Source organism: Marinobacterium sp. MBR-109 (assembly GCF_040547565.1).
Classification (GTDB): domain Bacteria; phylum Pseudomonadota; class Gammaproteobacteria; order Pseudomonadales; family Balneatricaceae; genus Marinobacterium.
In genome coordinates this window covers 25,681-45,347 of the sequence record NZ_JBEPPZ010000007.1, presented here as the reverse complement: position 1 = coordinate 45,347, position 19,667 = coordinate 25,681, and the positions used below count along the sequence as shown (strand labels likewise).

At 59.5% G+C, this 19,667-nt stretch carries 14 protein-coding genes; 2 read left to right on the top strand and 12 right to left on the bottom strand.

Features of this window, described 5'->3' with window-relative positions; translation table 11 throughout:
- Positions 1–20: 20 nt before the first annotated feature.
- From ABIE60_RS10345 to ABIE60_RS10315, 7 genes are all read right to left on the bottom strand, one after another.
- A complete protein-coding gene (locus ABIE60_RS10345) occupies positions 21–3,068 on the bottom strand; it encodes an efflux RND transporter permease subunit (protein ID WP_354469329.1) in 3,048 nt (1,015 codons plus the stop codon).
- Positions 3,068–4,156: an efflux RND transporter periplasmic adaptor subunit gene (locus tag ABIE60_RS10340; RefSeq protein ID WP_354469328.1), complete on the bottom strand. Its 1,089-nt coding sequence runs from the start codon at positions 4,154–4,156 to the stop codon at positions 3,068–3,070. The genes ABIE60_RS10345 and ABIE60_RS10340 overlap by 1 nt, the downstream gene beginning before the upstream one ends.
- Before the next feature lie 253 nt (positions 4,157–4,409).
- Positions 4,410–5,342, bottom strand: a complete 933-nt coding sequence (locus ABIE60_RS10335; protein WP_354469327.1) for a bifunctional OB-fold nucleic acid binding domain-containing protein/MaoC family dehydratase — start codon at positions 5,340–5,342, stop codon at positions 4,410–4,412.
- A 3-nt stretch (positions 5,343–5,345) separates the two neighbouring features.
- Positions 5,346–6,557 (bottom strand): thiolase family protein, encoded by a 1,212-nt coding sequence (locus tag ABIE60_RS10330; RefSeq protein ID WP_354469326.1) that lies wholly within the window; start codon positions 6,555–6,557, stop codon positions 5,346–5,348.
- Positions 6,558–6,574: 17 nt separating this feature from the next.
- Positions 6,575–8,404: a long-chain-acyl-CoA synthetase gene (locus ABIE60_RS10325; protein WP_354469325.1), complete on the bottom strand. Its 1,830-nt coding sequence runs from the start codon at positions 8,402–8,404 to the stop codon at positions 6,575–6,577.
- A 38-nt stretch (positions 8,405–8,442) separates the two neighbouring features.
- Positions 8,443–9,072 carry a nuclear transport factor 2 family protein gene (locus ABIE60_RS10320; RefSeq protein ID WP_354469324.1) on the bottom strand — a complete coding sequence of 210 codons (630 nt, stop codon included), beginning with the start codon at positions 9,070–9,072 and terminating at the stop codon, positions 8,443–8,445.
- A gap of 7 nt (positions 9,073–9,079) precedes the next feature.
- Entirely contained in the window at positions 9,080–9,811 is a 732-nt protein-coding gene (locus tag ABIE60_RS10315; protein WP_354469323.1) for an SDR family NAD(P)-dependent oxidoreductase, read from the bottom strand.
- A 233-nt stretch (positions 9,812–10,044) separates the two neighbouring features.
- Here ABIE60_RS10315 and ABIE60_RS10310 point away from each other — a divergent pair, with 233 nt between their 5' ends.
- A complete protein-coding gene (locus ABIE60_RS10310) occupies positions 10,045–10,875 on the top strand; it encodes an alpha/beta fold hydrolase (protein WP_354469322.1) in 831 nt (276 codons plus the stop codon).
- Between the two features lie 51 nt (positions 10,876–10,926).
- A complete protein-coding gene (locus ABIE60_RS10305) occupies positions 10,927–13,056 on the top strand; it encodes an oxidoreductase (protein ID WP_354469321.1) in 2,130 nt (709 codons plus the stop codon).
- Between the two features lie 68 nt (positions 13,057–13,124).
- Here ABIE60_RS10305 and ABIE60_RS10300 read toward each other — a convergent pair whose 3' ends face one another.
- From ABIE60_RS10300 to ABIE60_RS10280, 5 genes are all read right to left on the bottom strand, one after another.
- Positions 13,125–14,138: a Fic family protein gene (locus ABIE60_RS10300; RefSeq protein WP_354469320.1), complete on the bottom strand. Its 1,014-nt coding sequence runs from the start codon at positions 14,136–14,138 to the stop codon at positions 13,125–13,127.
- Between the two features lie 169 nt (positions 14,139–14,307).
- The gene (locus tag ABIE60_RS10295) at positions 14,308–15,981 is read right to left on the bottom strand and encodes a methyl-accepting chemotaxis protein (RefSeq protein WP_354469319.1); all 1,674 of its coding nucleotides are present in this window, start codon (positions 15,979–15,981) and stop codon (positions 14,308–14,310) included.
- 150 nt (positions 15,982–16,131) lie between these two features.
- Positions 16,132–17,265 carry an acyl-CoA dehydrogenase family protein gene (locus tag ABIE60_RS10290; RefSeq protein ID WP_354469318.1) on the bottom strand — a complete coding sequence of 378 codons (1,134 nt, stop codon included), beginning with the start codon at positions 17,263–17,265 and terminating at the stop codon, positions 16,132–16,134.
- Entirely contained in the window at positions 17,262–18,476 is a 1,215-nt protein-coding gene (locus ABIE60_RS10285) for an acyl-CoA dehydrogenase family protein (RefSeq protein WP_354469317.1), read from the bottom strand. Before ABIE60_RS10285 ends, ABIE60_RS10290 begins: the two co-directional genes overlap by 4 nt.
- 23 nt (positions 18,477–18,499) lie before the next feature.
- Positions 18,500–19,666, bottom strand: a complete 1,167-nt coding sequence (locus tag ABIE60_RS10280) for an acyl-CoA dehydrogenase family protein (protein WP_354469316.1) — start codon at positions 19,664–19,666, stop codon at positions 18,500–18,502.
- Between the last annotated feature and the right edge of the window lies 1 nt (position 19,667).

The window sequence follows — 19,667 nt, the reverse complement described above, 5'->3', positions numbered from 1 at the left end:
CATATTCACCACAGATCTGGTCAACGCTGTTTCTCAGCGCCGACTTTGAACAGCAGCGCATAAAACAGCGGCAGCACCACCAGGGTCAACGCCGTGGCGAACAGCAGACCAAACATCACGGTGACCGCCATGCTCTTGAAGAACGGATCGACCAGCAGAGGCGCCACGCCAAGAATCGTGGTCAACGCGCCCAGTACCACCGGCCGGGCACGCCCGAGGCAGGCATCGATGATGGCGCCATAGGCCTGCTGCCCTTCGGCAATGCGGCTATCCGCTTCATCCACCAGCACGATCGCGTTTTTCACCATCATCCCGATCAGGCTCAAAAAGCCCAGAATCGCCATGAACTCGAACGGCGTGCGGAACAGAATCAGACCAAAGACCACACCGATGATGGCCAAAGGTGCCGTCATCCAGATCACCAGCGGCTGCCTGAACGCATTGAACATGAACACCACCGCCAGAATCATGGCCGCAAAGCCATAAGGCGCCGACACCGCAATACCGGCATTGGCCTCGCGTGACGAGTCATATTCGCCGTACCATTTCAGCTTGTATCCCGGTGGCAGCGGCATCGACTCCAGCACCGGGCGAATGCCGTTGAACACCTCACTGGTCGCCAGACCGGGGGCCGGGTCCGCCTGCACCATCAGCGTGGGTTCTCGATTCAGGCGGCGAATGATCGCATCCTGCCAGACCAGATCGACCGACTCGATCAACTGCCCCAGAGTCACCGACTGCCTGGCCACCGGACTGAACACTTCGGTGCTCTGAATCACGCTGACCTGATCCCGTTCGGCCGCCGGAGCCCGCACCACCAACGGAATCAGCTCATCCCGTTCACGGTAGACCCCCAGCGTGCGCCCACTGAGGGTCTGCGCCAGAGCAGCATTGACATCGGCACTGGTCAGCCCCAACCGCTGCAGCAGATCCTGACGCCATTTCGGCTGTGCCACCGGCACCTGCTGACGCCAGTCATCCTGAATCGCGATCAAACTCGGATCAGCCTGCATCAACTGCTTGGCCTCTTCAGCGATGCGCCGCAGTACCGCCGGATCAGGCCCGGTAAAGGCCGCTTCAATTTTCTTGCCGACACCTCGACCCAGCATGAACTTCCATACCTTCACCGACGCATCGGGCAGCAGCGCTGTCAGCTCCTGCTGCAGGGTTTCACGCAGCTCGGCAATACGCCCATAGTCATCCACGTTGACCAGCAGCTGCGCAAACGCGGGGTTGCGCTGTTCCGGCGCGTAGGTGAGTATGAAGCGGAGTCCGCCACCGCCGATAAAGCCGGTGGTATGCAGCACACCTTCCTTGGCCGACACGACCTGCTCTGCCCTCGCCAGGGCTTCGGCCGTACGATTGATATCACTCCCCTGGGGCAAGTACAGGTCAACGGCAAACTGGGGGCGCTCGGAATCAGGCATGAAACCCGGCGGTACCAGCCGTGTGGACCAGATAGCCGTAGCCAAAGCCAGCAACAGCATCACCAGCGTCAGGCCGCGGTGGGCCAGTACCCAGTGCAGCAGCCTTTCATAGCCACGTGAAATGCGGCCTCGCGTCTGACCGGCAGTGCCCGCCGGTGCACGCAAAAACTGATGGCAGAGCATGGGGGTTACGGTGATCGCAAACAGCCAGCTCAACAACATGGAATACAGAATGACCCAGAACAGCGAACCGGCATATTCACCCATATCACTGGGAGACAGCCCGATGGCGCTGAAGGCCAGAATCCCGACCAAAGTGCCGCCCAACAGCGGCCAAATGGTACTGCGCACCACAGCAGATACCGCCTGATCACGATCTTCGCCACGCTGCAACCGCACCAGCACACCGTCACTGACCACGATTGCATTATCAACCAGCATCCCCAGCGCGATGATCAGGGCACCCAGCGAGATGCGCTGCATGGCGATGTCATCCAGCAACATTACGATCAGCGTGCCCGCAACAGTCAACAGCAGCACGAAGCCGATGATCAGGCCGACCCTCAACCCCATGAACAACAGCAGCACTACGAATACGATCAGCACCGCCGCTGCCAGGTTGGCAGCAAAGGAGGTTATCGCCGTTTGGACCGATTCCGACTGCAGCGAGATCGGGTGAAGCTCCATCCCCACCGGACGCAGGTTTTCCAGCTCGGCCAGACGCTGACTGACCGCACGTCCCATCTCCACCACATTGCCGCCCTGCACATTGGAGACGCCCAGGCCGATGGCGCGCTGACCATCAAAGGTCATCAGCATACCGGGGGGATCGGCATAGCCGCGGGTCACCTGAGCGATGTCGGACAAGCGCAGAATGGTGTTGCCAGCCCCCAGACCGATCTGCAGATTTTTCAGATCATCGAAGCTGCTCACACTGCGCTCGGGAATCACCGGCACACGCAGTCCGTCTGCCGGTACTTCACCCGCAACCGTAATCAGGTTCTGCTGCTGCAGCACCTGAAAAACCTGCTGCACGCCAAGGCCGAAATGCGCCAGTCTCTCGCGGGAAAACTCGATGAAAATCTGCTCCTGACGCGCCCCCAGCAGGGCGGTACGGGCAACGCCCGGCACCAGCGCCAACTCTTTTGACAGCTGATCGGCATAATTAAACAGTTCGCGGTCAGTGTAACCCTCCGCCGTGATGGCATAGAACTGGGCATACACATCAGCATAGTCATCGTTGACGATGATATTACCGGCACCGGGCGGCAGTGTGCGCTGCGCATCCGCAACCTTGCGGCGCAGCTTGTCCCACACCTGCTGCAGTTCCGCCTGGGTACGGGCAAACTCCATTTTGATCTCGACGCTGACCTCGGAGTGTCCCTGCCTCGAAACCGACTTGATCTTTTTCACCTCCTGCAGCACCTGCACCGCCGCCTCAACCCGATCGGTCACTTCTTCGGCCACTTCCTGTGCGCTGGCACCGGGATAGGAGGTGATCAGTACCGCCTGGCGAATAATGAATTCGGGATCTTCAAAGCGCGGCAGTTTGTCATAGCTCAGGTAGCCACCGAGCAGGATCATGAAGATCACCACCCACAGGCTGGTCCGTTTGGCGACGGAGTACCGGGCAATATCCATCAGCGCGCCTCTCCGTTGGTTTCAAGCGGGCGCACCGGCATGCCGTCTTTCAATCCGCTCAGACCCGCCGTAATGATCTGATCACCGGGCTGCAGCCCCTCGGTCACCATGACTCTGTTGCCCTGCAGGGAGCCAACCGCGACGGGCTGCATTCGGGCCCGGCTGTCCGCATCCAGCTTCCAGACATATTGCTGACCCTGATTATTGGAAATGATGGCCCCAAGCGGAACACTCACCCACAAGCTGTCACTGGTGGCCGCCTCGGAAAAGACCCGTGCCGACATGCCCGGCAGGATGCGTGCATCACCTTTATCGCCCAGTCCCAAAATAACCTGATAGGTCTGCGTTACAGGATCGGCTTCGGTGGAGTAAAACTTCAGGCTTAGAGGAAAGGTTTGATCCAGCCCGGGAATTTCGGCAAACACTTCAGGACTGGTGGATGAGTGCAGAACAACACGGTCAGGCACCTGGATAACAACCTCCAGTTCGTCCAGATTCTGTACAATCAGCACCGGCTGATTGGCACCAACACGACCGAACTCCTCCACCAATTTGCGACCGACAATACCGTCAAAGGGTGCCCTGAGTACTGTTTCTTCCAGCACCAGCTCGGCATTGCGCAACCGGTTGGCCATCAGACTGCGCTGGGTTTCCAGTTTCTCCAGATCGCGTCGGGAGATCGCCTGGCTGCGCTCGAAGATGGCAAGCCCGCGACGATAATCCGCATCCGCGGTGGCGTATTCAGCTCGGGCAGACGACAGTGCGGTTCTGAACTCGCGATCATCCAGCCGCGCCAGTTCATCTCCCTGCTTCACTCTATCCCCTTCGTCGACCAGAACCTTGTCGACCCGACCGGCCACTTTGAACGCCATCTCAGCGCGCTGAGCCGCGCGGACAGTACCGGCAAGATCAAGTCCGGAGATGGACGCCCGCTGCAGCGTCTCGATCTTCGCCGGGCGCACCACCTCTTGCTGCACATTGCTGTCCTGCCCGTCGGCCTGAGGCTCACAGGCCGACAGCAGCAGCGCACCGGCCAGCAGTAACAGAATCGAGTGTAATTTCCCTGACGGCGTACGAAGCGTAGTCATCTGACCCTATCTCCCTGAGTGTTCGGCAATCGCCCAATACAAAGATCATAGCGACAATTGGGTAATAATTGGCACTGGTTATACAAAATTTCAGCATGAGTAGAGCAGATTCGACCACTTGAAGTGATGGTCAGCGGCTCTGCGAACGATATACGGCAATGTAATATCGGCGACAGTCACACTCGTAAACGAAAAAAGCCGCCCAACTCACGAAGGGCGGCAAAACAAGCACACAGCATGAACCAAACAGCAATCAGCGATACAGAATGACCAGATCGTTGATGACCGAGGGTCGGTCATTACCCACAACGTGAATATTGACCTCAAGCGTCAGCGCAGTGCCCTTACGGGACTGCTGCACCGACTTCACCCGCGCCCGGGCGTGGATCTCGGATCCGGCCGGAACGGGCGACGGGAAACGCAGACGGTCAGAGCCGTAATTGACCATGGTCTGGAATCCCGTAATTTCAAACGGCAGCGCAAAGTTCAGGCGCGACTGCAGCACCTGTACCAGCGAGCCATGGGCGATAGTAGTACCGAACGGACTGTCCTTGGCGGCACGTTCCGGATCGGTGTGAATCCAGTAGTTGTCGCCGGACAGCTCGGCAAAGGTGTTGATCAGCGCCTGATCCACCAGCAGGGTGTTGCTCCAGTCGGTGTACTCATCGCTGACCAATGCCTGCAGGGCCACCGGGTTATCCACAGCCACCTGTACCTGCCCCTTGTCGTTGCGCGGCAGGCTGTCCAGCGGATTCACATACGGCAGGCTATCCAGATCTTTTTCCGCCGCAGTGAAGCGCAGCAGGGTATTGCCCTTGGCATCAACCTGATCCAGCACCGGCTTGAGTGCCATGCCAACCTTGATCTCGTCTTCGGCCAGTCCCACCAGTGTGGTGTTGATGCGTACGCCCTGCTCCAGCTCGACCACCGCCAGTGCCTGCGGCATCTCGTCGGCAAACTCCGGCAGCGTCGGGATGCGGGTCAGGGTATAGGTATACAGCGTGCCCTTGCCGGACACCGGCTTCCACTCAAGATCATGGGAAAGACAGTGGGTACAGTGACGGCGCGGGTAGAACACCCAGCCGTTACAGGCGTTACATTGCTGGATACGGATCTCGCCTTCGTTCAGGCCCTGCCAGAAGGGCTTGGAGATCTCGGTCATCTCTGGCATCGGTTTCAGACTCATGACTTACCCCCCCTGCAGAATCAATGCACCCTGTTCACTCATCACGCCGCCGGTTCCGGAGACGAACACCTGATCGCAACGCTTGAGCTGACGTGCATCGGCACGCCCGGCGATCTGGGTGTAGGCTTCGATCACCTGCGAGAAGCCACCGGCACTGCCGGCCTGACCGAAGCTGAGCTGACCGCCGTGGGTGTTCAGCGGGAAGTTGCCCTTGAAGGTCAGGTCGTTCTCCTTGATGAAGCGCATCCCCTCCCCTTTGGGACAGAAGCCGGCATCTTCCAGCGACAGCAGTACGGTGATGGTGTAGCAGTCGTAGATCTGGGCCGCGTCCATATCCTGCGGCTTGACGCCCGCCATCTCGAAGGCGCGCTTGGCCGCAGCCGCCACCGGGGTCACGGTCATATCGTTGGCATAGGACGGTGATTTGAACGACAGGCGCTCGCCAAAGCCCTTCACGAAGGCCGGGCGGTGTTTGGTCTTGGCCGCCAGCTCTTTGGAGGTGACGATCACGGCGGCACCACCGGCCACCGGCATCACGATCTCCAGCACGTGCAGCGGATCGGCCACCATTTTGCTGCCCAGCACATCCTCAACCGTCAGCGGCTTGCCGAAGAACATGGCATCCGGGTTGGACAGTGCATTGGTGCGCTGATCGACACAGATCTTGGCCATCGCCGTCTGATCGTAGCCGTACTGCGCCGCATAACGCTGGGCGATCATGGCGTACCCGGTGTTCTGGCCCATGTGACCGTAAGGCAGGTCGAATTCCGCCTCCGGGGCACCATAGGCGGTGCTGTGGCCACCAAAGCGCATGGCGCGTGCCATCCAGGCCGGATCTTCGCTTGGGCCGAACGGTGCCAGGCGCATCGGAATGACGCAGAGCACCGCTTCACACAGGCCCATCTCGATGGCGGCTGCGGCACGCCATACCATGCCCACCGGTGTACACCCCCCCAGATCGACCACTTCGGCAAAGTTCAGCTCGATGCCGAGGTACTCGGCCGCCATGGCCGGTACGAAGACGGACGCCTCGTGAAACTGGGGCCCGTTGATCACCAGACCGTCCAGATCGCTGGCCTTGAGACCGGCATCTTCCAGTGCCTGGGCCGCCAGATCGGCCACCTGTTCCAGATGGAACATCTGCGGCGCCGTGGCATATTTTTCAGGCTTGTACTGCGCCGCGCCCACTATCGCGGCATCTCCTCTCAATCCCATTGTCATCTCCCGACGCCTTATTGATATTCAAACGGTGGCAGCCCGACCTCGGCCAGTACGTCGGCCGAATAGGGTCTGTAGGTTCCGGTCCGGTCATCGCGCACAAACAGCGGATCGGTACAGTGCTCGGGCGCGTAGCCCTGACGCTGCAGGTCCACCTTGCGCAGCTTGAAGGTGGTGGTCATGTCGGCCGCGGCACTGACCCGCACGAACAGTGGCGCCGCGTAGTTCGGCACCCGTTCAACGGTCAGATCGTAGAACGCCTGCGGATCAAACGACTCGCCTTCCTGCATCACGATCGCGGCCATACCGGCACGGCCTTCATGCTGCGGCACCTGTACGCCGTAGATGTTGATCAGCTCCGCCCCCTTGAAGTCGCCCAGCGCACTGGCCACTTCCTGAGTGGAGACGTTCTCGCTCTTCCAGCGGAAGGTATCACCGACACGGTCGACAAAATAGAAATAGCCATCTTCGTCAAACCGCAGCAGGTCGCCGGAACGCCACCAGCTGTCCCCCTCGCTGAACACGCCGCGCAGAATCTTCTGCTCGGTGGCATCCTTTGAGGTATAGCCCTCGAAACGACCGCCACCGATCTCCGGATGATTGATGATCATCCCGACGCCCTCGCCCACTTCGTTGGGCTCGCAGAGGATACAGAAGCCGTTTTCGTCACGCAGATGAACATCGTTTTCCAGATCGTAACGGATCAGGCGGAAATTGGTCTTGTTCCAGTCCGGTACACGGCCACAGGAGCCGATATGGTTATCTACATTGATCAGGTTGGTGTTGGCTTCGGTGGAGCCCCAGCCTTCATAGATATCCATTTCGCCAAACCGATCGACCCAGCGCTGCCAGGTCTCGGCCGTCAGGCCTGCACCCATCATGCAGCGCAACCTGTGGTTGCCTGCATGGGTATCCTGATTGAGCAGATAGCGGCAGATTTCGCCGATGTACTGGCATACGGTAACACCGTTGCCACTCACATCCTGCCAGAAGCGGCTGACGCTGAACTTGCGCCGCACCACGATGCTGGAGCCTGCCTTCAGTGCGGTTGATGTGACCGAGGTGGCCGCCGCGCCGTGATACAGCGGCAGGCAGCAGTAGAAAACGTCGTCCGGTGTGGCGTCGATGGTCACTTCCATCACATCACCAGAACAAAGCCAGCGCATGTGGCTGTAGATGGCGGCCTTGGGCAGTCCGGTGGTCCCGGAGGTAAAGATCAACAGGGTCGGTGTCTCGGCGGTGATCCCTTCGCGGTAGCGACGATCCACCCGCTCAGATGACGCCTGCTCCAGTGCTGTAACGAACTCACTGCCAATCCCCTGCAGGTCTGCTGCCGTTGCAGGTTTTTCCACATCCGGCAGCAGCCACAGCGGCGTGTTGATCTCGGGGGTTTGGGCGAAATTGTGCGCGCACTCTTCGCCCACGATGGCCGCCTTGGCCTGAGTCGATTCCAGTGCATGCTGCAGTGGTCGGCCATTGATCTGGTTGTTGATAAAGGCCACCACCACACCGATTTTGGTCAAACCAAACCAGGTGGTAAAAAACTCCGGGCGGTTTTCCATTGCCATCGCACAGACATCACCGGGCTTGAGGCCACAGGCCAGCGCAGCGTGCGCAACCTGGTTGGCGCGGGCATCCAGCTCGGCGTAGCTCAGGCGAGTGTCACCGTAGATGATGAATGGATGGTCACCCAACCTGTCGGCCTGCTGCTCGATTCGATCGGCAAGGGTGTAATGATCCAGGGGCTTGATCAGCGCAGCCGCCTGGGAGCGGCGATCCAGCTTGCGCTGGGTTTCCTCGCGCGGGACCGCGGCTGTTGACGGCGCAGATTGGTTGGCTCTCATGCGCATCTTCCTTTTTTGTTATGTTGCGGGCCGCTGCTTCAGCGTACCCGGATTTTCGGCGCGGGTGTATCGCCGCGCATGGTCTGCAGGAACTGGTCTACAGGTGCCGGAGCTGCCACTTCGGGCAGCACATCTTCGGCCGGTCGCCGGCTCCAGAACTGCTGCCAGGACGGGAACAGACCATGAAAGGTGCCCTCGTAGGGTTCACGACCCGGCCAGCGCATTTTCATGTCGCCGATGGGCGGCTTGTTCAGATCGGTGGCGTACCAGTAACACGGCAGGCGACGGCGGAAATACCACTGGCCATCGATGCGTTCGTAGTCATCCCAGTAGAGCATCTGCATGATCACCCACTCGGGACCGGTCTCGTGCTCGTTCTTCGAATACACCACACCGATGGCGTGATCGGCGTCGACGAACTCGATGATGTGCTGTCCGAGGTGATGTGAGGTACCGGTGAACTGATCGCGCAGGGTGGAGTCCACCCAGGCCTTGAGGTATTGACGCCCCACCTTCTCGCGTCCGACGCGGATATCCGATGCAAACAGGTTCACGTGCGCATCCAGATCCCGCATGTCCAGCGACAGTGAATAGCGCCCTGCCAGCTGCCGAATGGCTTCGGTGGACTCAAGGCGATCGATTCGCTGTTCCAGTGTCATCTCAGCCATAACCACCTCAGATGAAGACCATGCCGCCATTGACGGCGATGTTCTGTCCGGTGATGAAGCCGGCATCGTCACTGGCCAGGAAGGACGCCACCTTGGCTACATCATCCGGCTCGGCCATGCGGCCCAGCGGAATGGCACTGATCATTTGCTGCATCCACTCTTCGGGGATGCCCTGCATCATCGGAGTATTGGTCGCACCGGGGACCAGAGTGTTAACGCGGATACCGTTCGGCGCCAGCTCACGCGCAATGCTGCGCGTCAGGCCCATGACACCGGCCTTCGATGCCACGTAATGACTGGGGCCCTCACCGGAAACGGCCGCCGAGCTGGAAACGTTGATGATCGCGCCGCCACCGTTTTCGAGCATCAGGCGTGCGCCTTCGCGACAGCACAGGAAGGTGCCTTTCAGATTGACGCCGATGACGCGATCCCAGTTTTCATCCGGCGTATCGAGAAAGGCATCAACGGAGCCGGTACCGGCGTTGTTGATGACCACATCCAGACGGCCAAAGACTTCCTTGACCTGCTGCATCGCGCCCTTGACGGATTCGCTGTTGGCGATATCACAGGCGATGGCGATCACTTCACCTTCACAGGATGCGGCGGTATCGGCAGCCGCGTCCTGGTTGATATCGATCGCGGCCACTTTGGCACCTTCGGCAGCGAAGCGTTGTACGATCGCCCGCCCCATGCCCTGACCGGCGCCGGTTACGAATACCACCTTGTCTTGATGTTTCATCACACGTCCTCCCGTGCGCCCTTGGGCACATCGCTTTCAGGTTCTTGTTGTGTGATGCATCTTTGACCAGCGGCGCAAGCTGAACATCGTCCATCAAGACTAAGTGGCACCCGCACTGGCGCTGGTCTGAACGGACGATGCAGACAGGAAGGGTCAATTGGAGGATAAGCGAGACCCGATCTGTCCGCGGCACTGTTACAGTGCCGCTCATAATTCATAATAAGGAGAACACAATGGATCATCAGGACCTGCCATTGCCCGTTGGTCAGTACGCCCAACTCGAAAACGGTTTGACGCTGCACTATCTGGACGTGGGCGAAGGCCCTGTCGTGCTCTGGCTGCACGGCAGCGGCCCCGGCGCCAGCGGCTACAGCAACTTCAAGACCAACTATCCGGTATTTGCCGAAGCCGGTTTTCGCAATATCGTGCTGGACCTGCCCGGTTTTGGCCGCTCCAGCAAGCCGGAAGATGTGAATTACGATCTGGCGTTTTTCGTCGAATGTCTGAATCAGTTCCTTCAGGCAACCGGCATCGAGCGTTGTACTCTGCTGGGCAATTCGCTGGGCGGAGCCATTGCCCTCGGGCAGGCACTGGCGCATCCTGCCACGGTTGAGCGTCTGGTCCTGATGGCACCGGGCGGTGTGGAAGAGCGTGAAACCTACTTCCAGATGGAAGGCATCGTGCGCATGGTCGAAGTCTTTGGCCAGGGCCCCATGGGTGTGGAAGAGATGCGTCAAGTGATGCAGCTGCAGCTGTTCGATGCCTCCCAGCTGGATGAAGAACTGCTGAAAGAACGCGCCGCCGTTGCCGTCACTCAGCCGGCCAACCTGTTCTCAACCATGATGGTCCCCAACATGACCGAGCGCCTGGGCGAGCTAACCTGTCCGATTCTGGGCTTCTGGGGCAGCAATGATCGTTTCAACCCGGTCGAGGGCGTGTTCAAGTTCCTCGACAAGGCACCCGAGGCGCGCTTCCTGATGCTGAACCGTTGCGGTCACTGGGTTCAGGTGGAACACACCGACCTGTTCAACCGCACCTGTATCGATTTCCTGCAACAGGGTTGATGCCATGACAGCTGCGACTTCATACTCTGAGCAGACGCGAGGGTGATACCTATGGCCGCTTATCAACATCTTTTCCAACCGGGCAAGATCGGTTCACTTGAGCTGAAAAACCGGATTCTCATGGCCCCGATGGGGTCCAACTTCGCCGAGTCCGATGGACGCTGTGGCGAGCGCATTCAGGCGTTTTACGAAGCCCGCGCCAAGGGCGGTGCCGGGCTGCTGACCATGGGGGTCGGCTCCATAGCCTATCCCGCCGGTACTGCCGAACCCTATCAGGTGGGCATCTCCTCGGATGATTTCATTCCGGGCCTGAAGCAGCTCACCGACCGGGTCCATCGACACGGCGCCAAAATCGCCATCCAGCTGCAGCATGCCGGCAAGACCTCGGTGCGCGATCTGGCCGAAGGCCGTGAGCTGTGGGTGCCTTCCATGCCGCCCACCGCCAACACCGATATGTTCGCCGCCCTCACTCAGTCCGAACTGGGCCGTTTCATCAGCTCCTCCAAGGGACGCGATAAAAAGGGCGTGCGTATTCGGGTGATGGACAAGGCGGACATTCAGCAGATGGTGACCTGGTTCGCCGATGCCGCCGAACGCGCACAAAAAGCGGGCTTTGATGGCGTCGAGATCCACGCCGGTCATACCTACATCATTTCCGGCTTTCTCTCGCCTTACTACAACACGCGCGATGACGAGTACGGCGGCCCGCTGAAGAACCGCGCCCGCCTGCTGCTTGAAGTGATTCATGCCGTGCGTGAGCGTGTCGGCCGTGATTACCCGGTCTGGATGCGTATGGATGCCATCGAGCTGGATCTGCCCGGCGGCATCAGCCTTGAAGATGCCACCCTGACCGCCCGGATGGCACAGGACGCCGGTATCGACCTGATCAGCGTATCGGCCTATGCCAACCTGAGCACCGGTAATGCGTTCACCAAGGCACCGATTCCCCAGGAACGCGCCATGTTCCTCGACTGGGCTGCCCATATTCGCAAACAGGTGGATATTCCCGTTACAGCGGCAGGTCGGCTTGATCCCGATGTGGCCGACAAGGCCGTAGCCGATGGCAAGTGCGACTTTATCGCCATGGGACGCAAGTTGCTGGCCGATCCGGATCTGCCCAACAAGCTGCAGGAAAATCGTGCGGCCGATGTGCGCCCCTGCATTTATTGCTACGCCTGCGTCAGCCAGATTTTCGTCAATGAACGGGTCAAGTGTGCGGTCAATCCGCAGACCGGGCATGAGTCAGAACTGCAGTTGATCGCCAGCGACAGCCCGAAAAAGGTGCTGGTGGTGGGCGGCGGTCCGGCCGGGCTTGAAGCCGCACGCGTCGCTGCCCTGCGCGGTCATCAGGTCACCCTGGTCGAGCGCAGTGGCCGTCTGGGCGGCACCCTGTTCTTTGCCGCGCTGGCCTACCCGGAAAACGGCGCCCTGCTGGATTACCTGATCAAGCAGGTCCGTGATCTGCCGATCGACATCCGCCTCAATACCCACGCGGATGAAGCGCTGGTCAGTGCACTCAAGCCCGACCAGGTCATCGTTGCCGTAGGGGCACGCCGCAATGCACCGGATATCCCCGGCGCCGATCAGAAGCATGTCTGGTCCGGTGACGAACTGCGCAAGCTGATGACCGGTGAAGGGGGCGATATCGCCAAGCGCAAACTCAACGTCACCCAGCGCATGATGATGAAGTCGGGCTCGCTGGTGGGTGTGACCAACAGCACCGAAGCGATGCAGAGCCTGTCCAAACTCTGGATGCCGCTGGGCAAGAACGTCACCATCATCGGCGGTGGACTGGTCGGCCTTGAGCTGGCCGAGTTTCTGGTTGAGCGTGGCCGTAACGTCCATGTACTGGAACCGGGCCCGGACCTGGGTGCTGAACTTTCCATCGTCCGTCGCTGGAAGGTGCTGCACAATCTGGAAAGCCACGATGTGCGCATGGAGAAAAACACCCAGGTCCACACCATCGGCAAAAAGAGCGTCAACTACTCCGATGCCGAGGGCAACTGCCATGAACTGGCAGCAGACTCCGTGGTGCTGGCAGTCGGTGCCGATACCAACAACTGCCTCAGCCGATGCCTTGAAAAGCAGGGTATCGAGGTGGTGAACATCGGAGATGGCGCGGAAGTAGCCTATATCGAAGGCGCGCTCAAGTCCGGAATGAAAGCGGCTATCGAAGCCTGATTGTCAGGCGCTTCGCAAGGGAGTCAACAAGGCTCCCTTCTATCACCCTCTTTTTTTCATGAGTAATACTATTGGTTGCTTGCCTCAAGCCACTGGCGGCCTTTGTCGGTCAGGCGGTATTTCTGCAAGCGACTGTTGGGTTTATCAGGGATAGTCATCTCAATCAGGCCCTCGGCCAGGGCCGGTTTAAGGTGGCGCTCACGGAAGGATTTTCGGTCCGAGAGCCTCAGCGCGTTTTGTATTGCCTCCCGGCTCATCTCGCCCCGTATTGCCGCCAGCAACTCGCCGACTTGGGGGCTGAGTTGAGGGGTTACTTGGGGGGGCAAAGTGGTCAAAGTGTCCTGAATCATCCGCAGCATGAAAGCGATGAACGGAGCGGCATCCGCTTTTTGGGTGCTTTCCCGAATGGCTTGATAATACTCGGCCTGGTGCTCAAAGATCAGGCTTTCCACCGGGATGTCAGCAAACAAAGAGTTCCAGCGGGCAAGAATCAGGCTTTGCCACAAACGCCCCATACGGCCGTTGCCGTCCGCAAAGGGGTGGATGAATTCAAACTCGTAGTGAAAGACCGAACTGGCAATAAGTGGATGGGCATCGGTGGCACTCAGCCAACCAAACAGATCTTTCATCAGATGCGGAACCCGGTCGGCAGGCGGCGCCATGTGAACCACCTGTTCACCGGCCATTACTCCAACGCCACCATGACGATACAACCCCGCTTCATCGATAAGACCGGACATAAGTATCCGGTGCGCTTCCAACAGTTCCTTTTCTGCCTTGGGCTTCCAAGAGTCGAACCGGTCGTACGCAGCAAGAGCATTTTTAACCTCCTGCACCTCGCGGGGTGGAGCAATGACCCGCTTGCCATCAAGAATCGCGGTGATTTGTGCTTCACTCAGGGTATTACCCTCGATGGCCAACGAACCATGGACAGTACGGATACGATTGATACGTCTCAGCCGCAAAGCTTTCGCATGATCGTTGAGCACGGTCAGCCGACCGATAGCCTCGCTGATGGCGGCAACCCGGTTCAGAATCTCCGGGGTAATAGTGTAGGGTGGTTGGTATGTGGATTTCGTCATGCTGTCCTCACAGTAACTGTGCATCACTCCCCATCGATGGGCAGGAGCAGCGCCGATAAAGACTTGGGCCATACCGTAGAGTCTGGTTCGCCCACCCTGAAATAGCTTGCCGGCTCACCGATGATAAAACAGGAATCCAATACTGCAAAACCACGCTTGCACGCCGCTATCACACCCTGAACGTCATCACCAGTCGGCTCAGGCGCTGCTCCAGCTCGGCCATTCCTGCCGTCGTATCGGCCAGAGTGCCGGCATTGTGATCCGCCTTGTCGGCCAGTCCCGCGACCGCTTTCACGCTGACCTCAATCTCGTTGGCCACAGCCGTCTGCTGCTCGGCGGCACCGGCGATCTGGGTGTTCATTTCGCTGATCGTCGCAACCGAAGCGGTGATCTGCTGCAGTGACCGCGTTGCGCCCGCTGCGCGCTCGGTGGTGGCAGCGCTCTGCTCACGGCTGTTACCCATGACCTTGACCGCCTCACGCGAGCCGGCCTGCAGGCGTTCGATCATGCGTTGAATCTCTTCAGTGCTCTGCTGGGTACGGCTGGCCAGGGTGCGGACCTCATCTGCCACCACCGAGAAGCCGCGTCCCTGATCACCGGCACGGGCCGCTTCAATCGCCGCATTCAAAGCCAACAGGTTGGTTTGCTCCGCGATGTCGGAAATGACCGAAACCACGCTGCCGATGGCATCGGCATCCTTGCCAAGGCGCATGATCACATCGGCTGAACGCTCCACGTCCTCGGACAGGTGGGTAATCGAATCGATGGTCTGTGCCACAACGCGATCGCCCTCCCGCGCATCCGTATCCGCCTGACGCGCCGCATCCGCAGCCTGGGTCGCACTGGACGCTACTTCCTGTACTGCCGCCACCATCTCCTGAATGGCGGCAACGGTGCGTGAGGTATCTTCACGCTGTTGACGGCTGTCGGCCTGCGTCTGGCTGACCACTTCGGTCATCGACTCGGTTGAGCGGCTCAAGGACGCTACAGCGCTTTGCACTTCACGTACCAGCTGGTGGATCTTGTCCACAAAACCGTTAAAGCCGCGCGCCACATCACCCACCTCGTCACGGCTTTGAACATCCAGCCGTCGGGTCAGGTCGCCCTCGCCTTCGGCAATATCCAGCAACGCCTGTGCGGTATGCTGCAGGGGTGCCAGCATGCGCCGCGACAGCAGCAGATTGACCGCACTGACCAGCAGCGCCAAGGTAAGCCCCGCGCCCGTAATCCATAACATGGTTTGAGTGATGGTATGCGCGATACTGGCTTCACGCCGTGCCACCTCGGCATCAATGTCATCGATGAAAAAGCCCGTGGCGATTACCCAGCCCCAGACTTCGATTTCGCGGGCATAGGTCAGCCGTGGCGAGGGTTCGGCCCCGGCCTCTCGGGGCCAGCGAAACTGCACAAAACCGCCCCCGTCCATCGCTGTGTCGATAATCTCACGAACAAACGGCTTGCCGTCGGGATCGGTGAGATCCAGCACCGATTTGCCGATCATGTCGGCGTTGCCGGAGTGAAAGACGATATTGCCATCCAGGTCATAGCCATAGATGAAGCCGCTTTCGCCAAAGGTCATACCGTTCAGAACCTCTGTGGCCTGAGCGATTTTCTCCTCGTAACGCATATCCAGCCGGTGCTGCAAAGGACGAACGGCACCCATCGCCATATCAATATAACTCTGCAGTTCCTGCTGACGAGCGGTAAGCATCTCGGAGCGAATCGTGGAGACCTCTTCCTGCTCCAGACGCTTCAGCTGCCACTGCACCACCAGCATCACGGCCAGCACCACAATGATCATGGGCACGATGGAGATGGAGAGAAATTTTGTTCTTATTTTCATGAGGGTCCCTCAAAAACACTATCTGAGGCCTGCACACTTGATGGCGATGATCGTGTGGGCGCGTTGTCTTCAGGTGTAAAGGAAAGGTGGTTGGTTCAGTCACCAATACTGGACTGACAGGCAGGGAGCGGACGCTCCCTGCCGACAGGATCAGGCCACCTCAAGCAGAGGGGCGGCCCGATTGAGGTGATAATCGGCATCACCCAGCAGCGCCTGCAGCACGCGAATGCGCTTGAAGTAGAGGCCCACGTCCAGCTCATCGGTGACACCGATGCCGCCATGCATCTGCACTGCTTCACCGCTCACTTTGTCCGCCATCTGGCCGACCTTCCACTTGGCCAGGCTGACCAGCTGACTGGCCTGAGCATCACCGGTATCCAGTGCCTCCAGCGCCGCCATCAGGCTGGAGCGAGCCAGCTCAATATCCACGTGCATCCAGGCGGCGCGGTGCTGCAGCGCCTGGAACGAGCCGATGGGCACATCGAACTGCACACGGGTACGCAGGTAGTCCAGTGTGGTCTGGAACAGGCTTTCACAGGCGCCCTGCAGCTCGGCGGCGATGCAGGCACGGCCACGGTCCAGTGCACGAATCAGCACCACAGACCCCTGATCCAGCTCACCGATCAGCGCATCCGGAGCGAGTTGTACCTTATCCAGCCCCAGACGCGCGGTGTTGCGTGAGTCGATCAGGTTCTGGCGTGTGAGAGTTACGCCCTCGGCACCCGCCGGAACGATAAACAGACTGATGGCGTTCGCCGCATCACCGGTCCGGGCGGCGACAATCCAGCCATCGGCTCCCAAACCGTCGACGACCAGCACCTTTTGGCCGTTCAGCTCGAAGCCGTTGTCATTACGACTGGCAGACAGTGAGATCTGTTCCGGGTTGTGACGCGCACCCTCGTCCACCGCCAGCGCAAGACGCTTGCTGCCGCTCATCAGCTCACCCAGCCAGCTTTCCTGCTGGGCTTCACTGCCACCCAATTCCAGCACCGAACCACAGAGCACGATGGAGGACAGCAGCGGGGAGGCGCTCAGATGGCGGCCGGCAGACTCAAATACAGTGCCCATGCCGGTATAACCAAACTCCAGACCGCCCAGGCTTTCCGGGAAAGGAATGGCAGTCCAGCCCAGCTCGGTCATCTCCTGCCAAAGCGCCGGTTCAAAGCCCAGCTCGTCACCGCGATCACGCAGCGCACGCAGGGCCGAAACCGGACTGCGCTCAGCAAAGAATTCCTGCGCCGTATCCAGCAGCATGCGCTGCTCTTCGTTATAAATCAGGCTCATTTGGCGCCTCCTTTGGGAGCATCGGGCAGATCCAGTACGCGCTTGGCGATCACGTTCAGCTGCACTTCGGATGAACCACCGGCAATGGTCTGGGTATAGCTGAGCAGCCATGCCTTGCTGATCGCCAGTTCCTGTTCACTGAACTCGTCACCGTCCCAGCCCAGCGCGCGATAGCCCATGGCATCGACCAGCAGCTCGAACTTCTGCTTTTCCTGCTCGCTGTGGACCAGTTTCATGATCGCGGCGATACCGCTCACGTCCTGCCCGGCACGCGCCTGCTGGCCCATACGCTGTACGGTCAGGTTAAATGCGTGCTCGTCCAACGCACAGGCCTGGGCTCTCGCACGCAGGGCGATGTCAGACGGACTGTCACTGTCGGATTGAGGCAGGTAGTCACCCATAATGCTCATCAGATCGAAGTGGGTCGGCAAACTGAATTCGCCGAACTTGGACATGGCACTGCGCTCATGCTGCAGCAGACGCTTGGCCAGAGTCCAGCCGCCGTTCAGCGGGCCGATCAGGTTTTCTTTCGGTACCTTCACGTTGTCGAAGAAGACTTCACAGAAGGTGGACTTGCCACTGATCAGATCGATCGGGCGCGCATCAACGCCCTCGGCGTGCATGTCCAGCACTACCAGACTGATCCCTTCCTGCTTCTTGGCACTGCTGTTGTCGGTGCGCACCAGACAATACATCCAGTCGGACTTGTCGCCGTAGGAGGTCCAGATCTTGCTGCCGTTGACGAGATAGTGATCACCGGCATCCACCGCCGAGGTACGAATATTGGCCAGATCGGAACCGGCGTTGGGCTCGCTGAACCCCTGACACCAGCGCACTTCGCCACGGGTCATCGGGGTCAGCAGGCGCTTTTTCTGCTCTTCGGTGCCGAACTCCAGCAGTACCGGACCCAGCATCCAGATGCCGAGGTTAATCTGCGGCGGACGACACTTGAGCCGTTTCAGCTCCTGCTGCAGGACCGCATCCTGTTCCGGTGTCAGACCGCCACCGCCATAGGCTTCGGGCCAGTCCGGGCAGAACCAGTTTTTGTCGCGCATGCGCTCGAACCAGAGACGCTGGTCTTCACTGCCGAACTCCACTTGGGAGCCGCCCCAGACCAGATCACCACTGGCCGCTGCACCGCGAAGCGACTCGGGGCAGTTGGCCTCAAGCCAGGCGCGGGTTTCTGCACGAAAAGTATCAATTGCACTCATTATTGTTCTCTCCTCGTGCCGGCTTAGCGGCCACGCTGCATGCCGAGACCAAACTGGGCAATCAGCTCGCGCTGGATCTCATTGGTGCCGCCACCAAATGTCAGGGTGACGGAAGCACGCACTTCATACTCCAGTTCACCCATCAGCAGTGACGCCGCAGAACCTTCCCGGATCATACCGTTGGCACCCACGATATCGACCAGTCGGCGCAGAATTTCAACCGCAGACTCAGAGCCATACACCTTGGTGGTAGAGGCCAGCGCCACATCCATCTGACCGGCTTCAAGGTCAGCCGCGATACGGAAGTTGATCAGCCGCATCGCTTCAAGGCGTGAATAACACTCGGCCAGCGCAGAACGTACCCATGCCTGATCCATGGCACAGCAACCATTTTCATCCCGGCGCTTGGCCCAAAGATAAACGCGGCGGAACAACCCGACCACTTTATCTGACCAGGACCCCAACCCCAGACGCTCATGGTTCAACTGAGAAGTGATCAGCTTCCAGCCGCCGTTCAGTTCGCCGACCAGCATCTCTTTCGGCACCCTGACGTTATCGTAGTAGGTCGCCGCCGTCGGGTTGGAGCAGGTCGGAATCACGGTATGCGAGAAGCCCTCAGTGGTGGTGTCCACGATCATGATCGAGATGCCCTTGTGACGGGGCAGTTCCGGATCGGTACGAGCCGCCAGCCAGACGAAGTCGGCAGACTCGGCCCCCGAGGTCCACAGCTTGTTGCCGTTGACGACAAAGTGGTCGTCCTCGACACGGGCGTGGGTTTTCAGCACCGCCAGATCGGAGCCGGCATCCGGTTCGGAATAACCGATGGAGAAATTGATTTCGCCTTGCGCGATGCCCGGCAGAAATTTTTCCTTCTGCAGTTCGGTACCGAACTCCATCAACGCAGGGCCAACCGTGCTGATGGTCACAAACGGCAGTGGCGCACCGACAATATTGGCTTCTTCAAAGAAGATCAACTGTTCGGTGGCGGCGTAGCCCTGGCCACCGTGCTCTTTCGGCCAGCCTACGGCCAGCCAGCCATCCTTGCCCATCTGGCGGATGGTGTCGCGGAACTCGTCACCGCCTTCCTTGCCGCGCAGGGAACTGCGCAGCTCCGGCGTCATCAGGTTGGTGAAGTAATCACGAATTTTCAGTCGCAGCGCATGCTGCTCGGCTGTCAGATCGACAAACATG

What these genes read in the sequence shown, in the direction of transcription:
- ABIE60_RS10280 (WP_354469316.1), bottom strand. Translation starts at nt 19,666, where the DNA reads ATGTTTGTCGATCTGACAGCCGAGCAGCATGCGCTGCGACTGAAAATT.
- ABIE60_RS10325 (WP_354469325.1), bottom strand. Translation starts at nt 8,404, where the DNA reads ATGAGAGCCAACCAATCTGCGCCGTCAACAGCCGCGGTCCCGCGCGAG.
- ABIE60_RS10340 (WP_354469328.1), bottom strand. Translation starts at nt 4,156, where the DNA reads ATGACTACGCTTCGTACGCCGTCAGGGAAATTACACTCGATTCTGTTA.
- ABIE60_RS10320 (WP_354469324.1), bottom strand. Translation starts at nt 9,072, where the DNA reads ATGGCTGAGATGACACTGGAACAGCGAATCGATCGCCTTGAGTCCACC.
- ABIE60_RS10305 (WP_354469321.1), top strand. Translation starts at nt 10,927, where the DNA reads ATGGCCGCTTATCAACATCTTTTCCAACCGGGCAAGATCGGTTCACTT.
- ABIE60_RS10330 (WP_354469326.1), bottom strand. Translation starts at nt 6,557, where the DNA reads ATGGGATTGAGAGGAGATGCCGCGATAGTGGGCGCGGCGCAGTACAAG.
- ABIE60_RS10300 (WP_354469320.1), bottom strand. Translation starts at nt 14,138, where the DNA reads ATGACGAAATCCACATACCAACCACCCTACACTATTACCCCGGAGATT.
- ABIE60_RS10290 (WP_354469318.1), bottom strand. Translation starts at nt 17,265, where the DNA reads ATGAGCCTGATTTATAACGAAGAGCAGCGCATGCTGCTGGATACGGCG.
- ABIE60_RS10285 (WP_354469317.1), bottom strand. Translation starts at nt 18,476, where the DNA reads ATGAGTGCAATTGATACTTTTCGTGCAGAAACCCGCGCCTGGCTTGAG.
- ABIE60_RS10295 (WP_354469319.1), bottom strand. Translation starts at nt 15,981, where the DNA reads ATGAAAATAAGAACAAAATTTCTCTCCATCTCCATCGTGCCCATGATC.
- ABIE60_RS10345 (WP_354469329.1), bottom strand. Translation starts at nt 3,068, where the DNA reads ATGGATATTGCCCGGTACTCCGTCGCCAAACGGACCAGCCTGTGGGTG.
- ABIE60_RS10310 (WP_354469322.1), top strand. Translation starts at nt 10,045, where the DNA reads ATGGATCATCAGGACCTGCCATTGCCCGTTGGTCAGTACGCCCAACTC.
- ABIE60_RS10315 (WP_354469323.1), bottom strand. Translation starts at nt 9,811, where the DNA reads ATGAAACATCAAGACAAGGTGGTATTCGTAACCGGCGCCGGTCAGGGC.
- ABIE60_RS10335 (WP_354469327.1), bottom strand. Translation starts at nt 5,342, where the DNA reads ATGAGTCTGAAACCGATGCCAGAGATGACCGAGATCTCCAAGCCCTTC.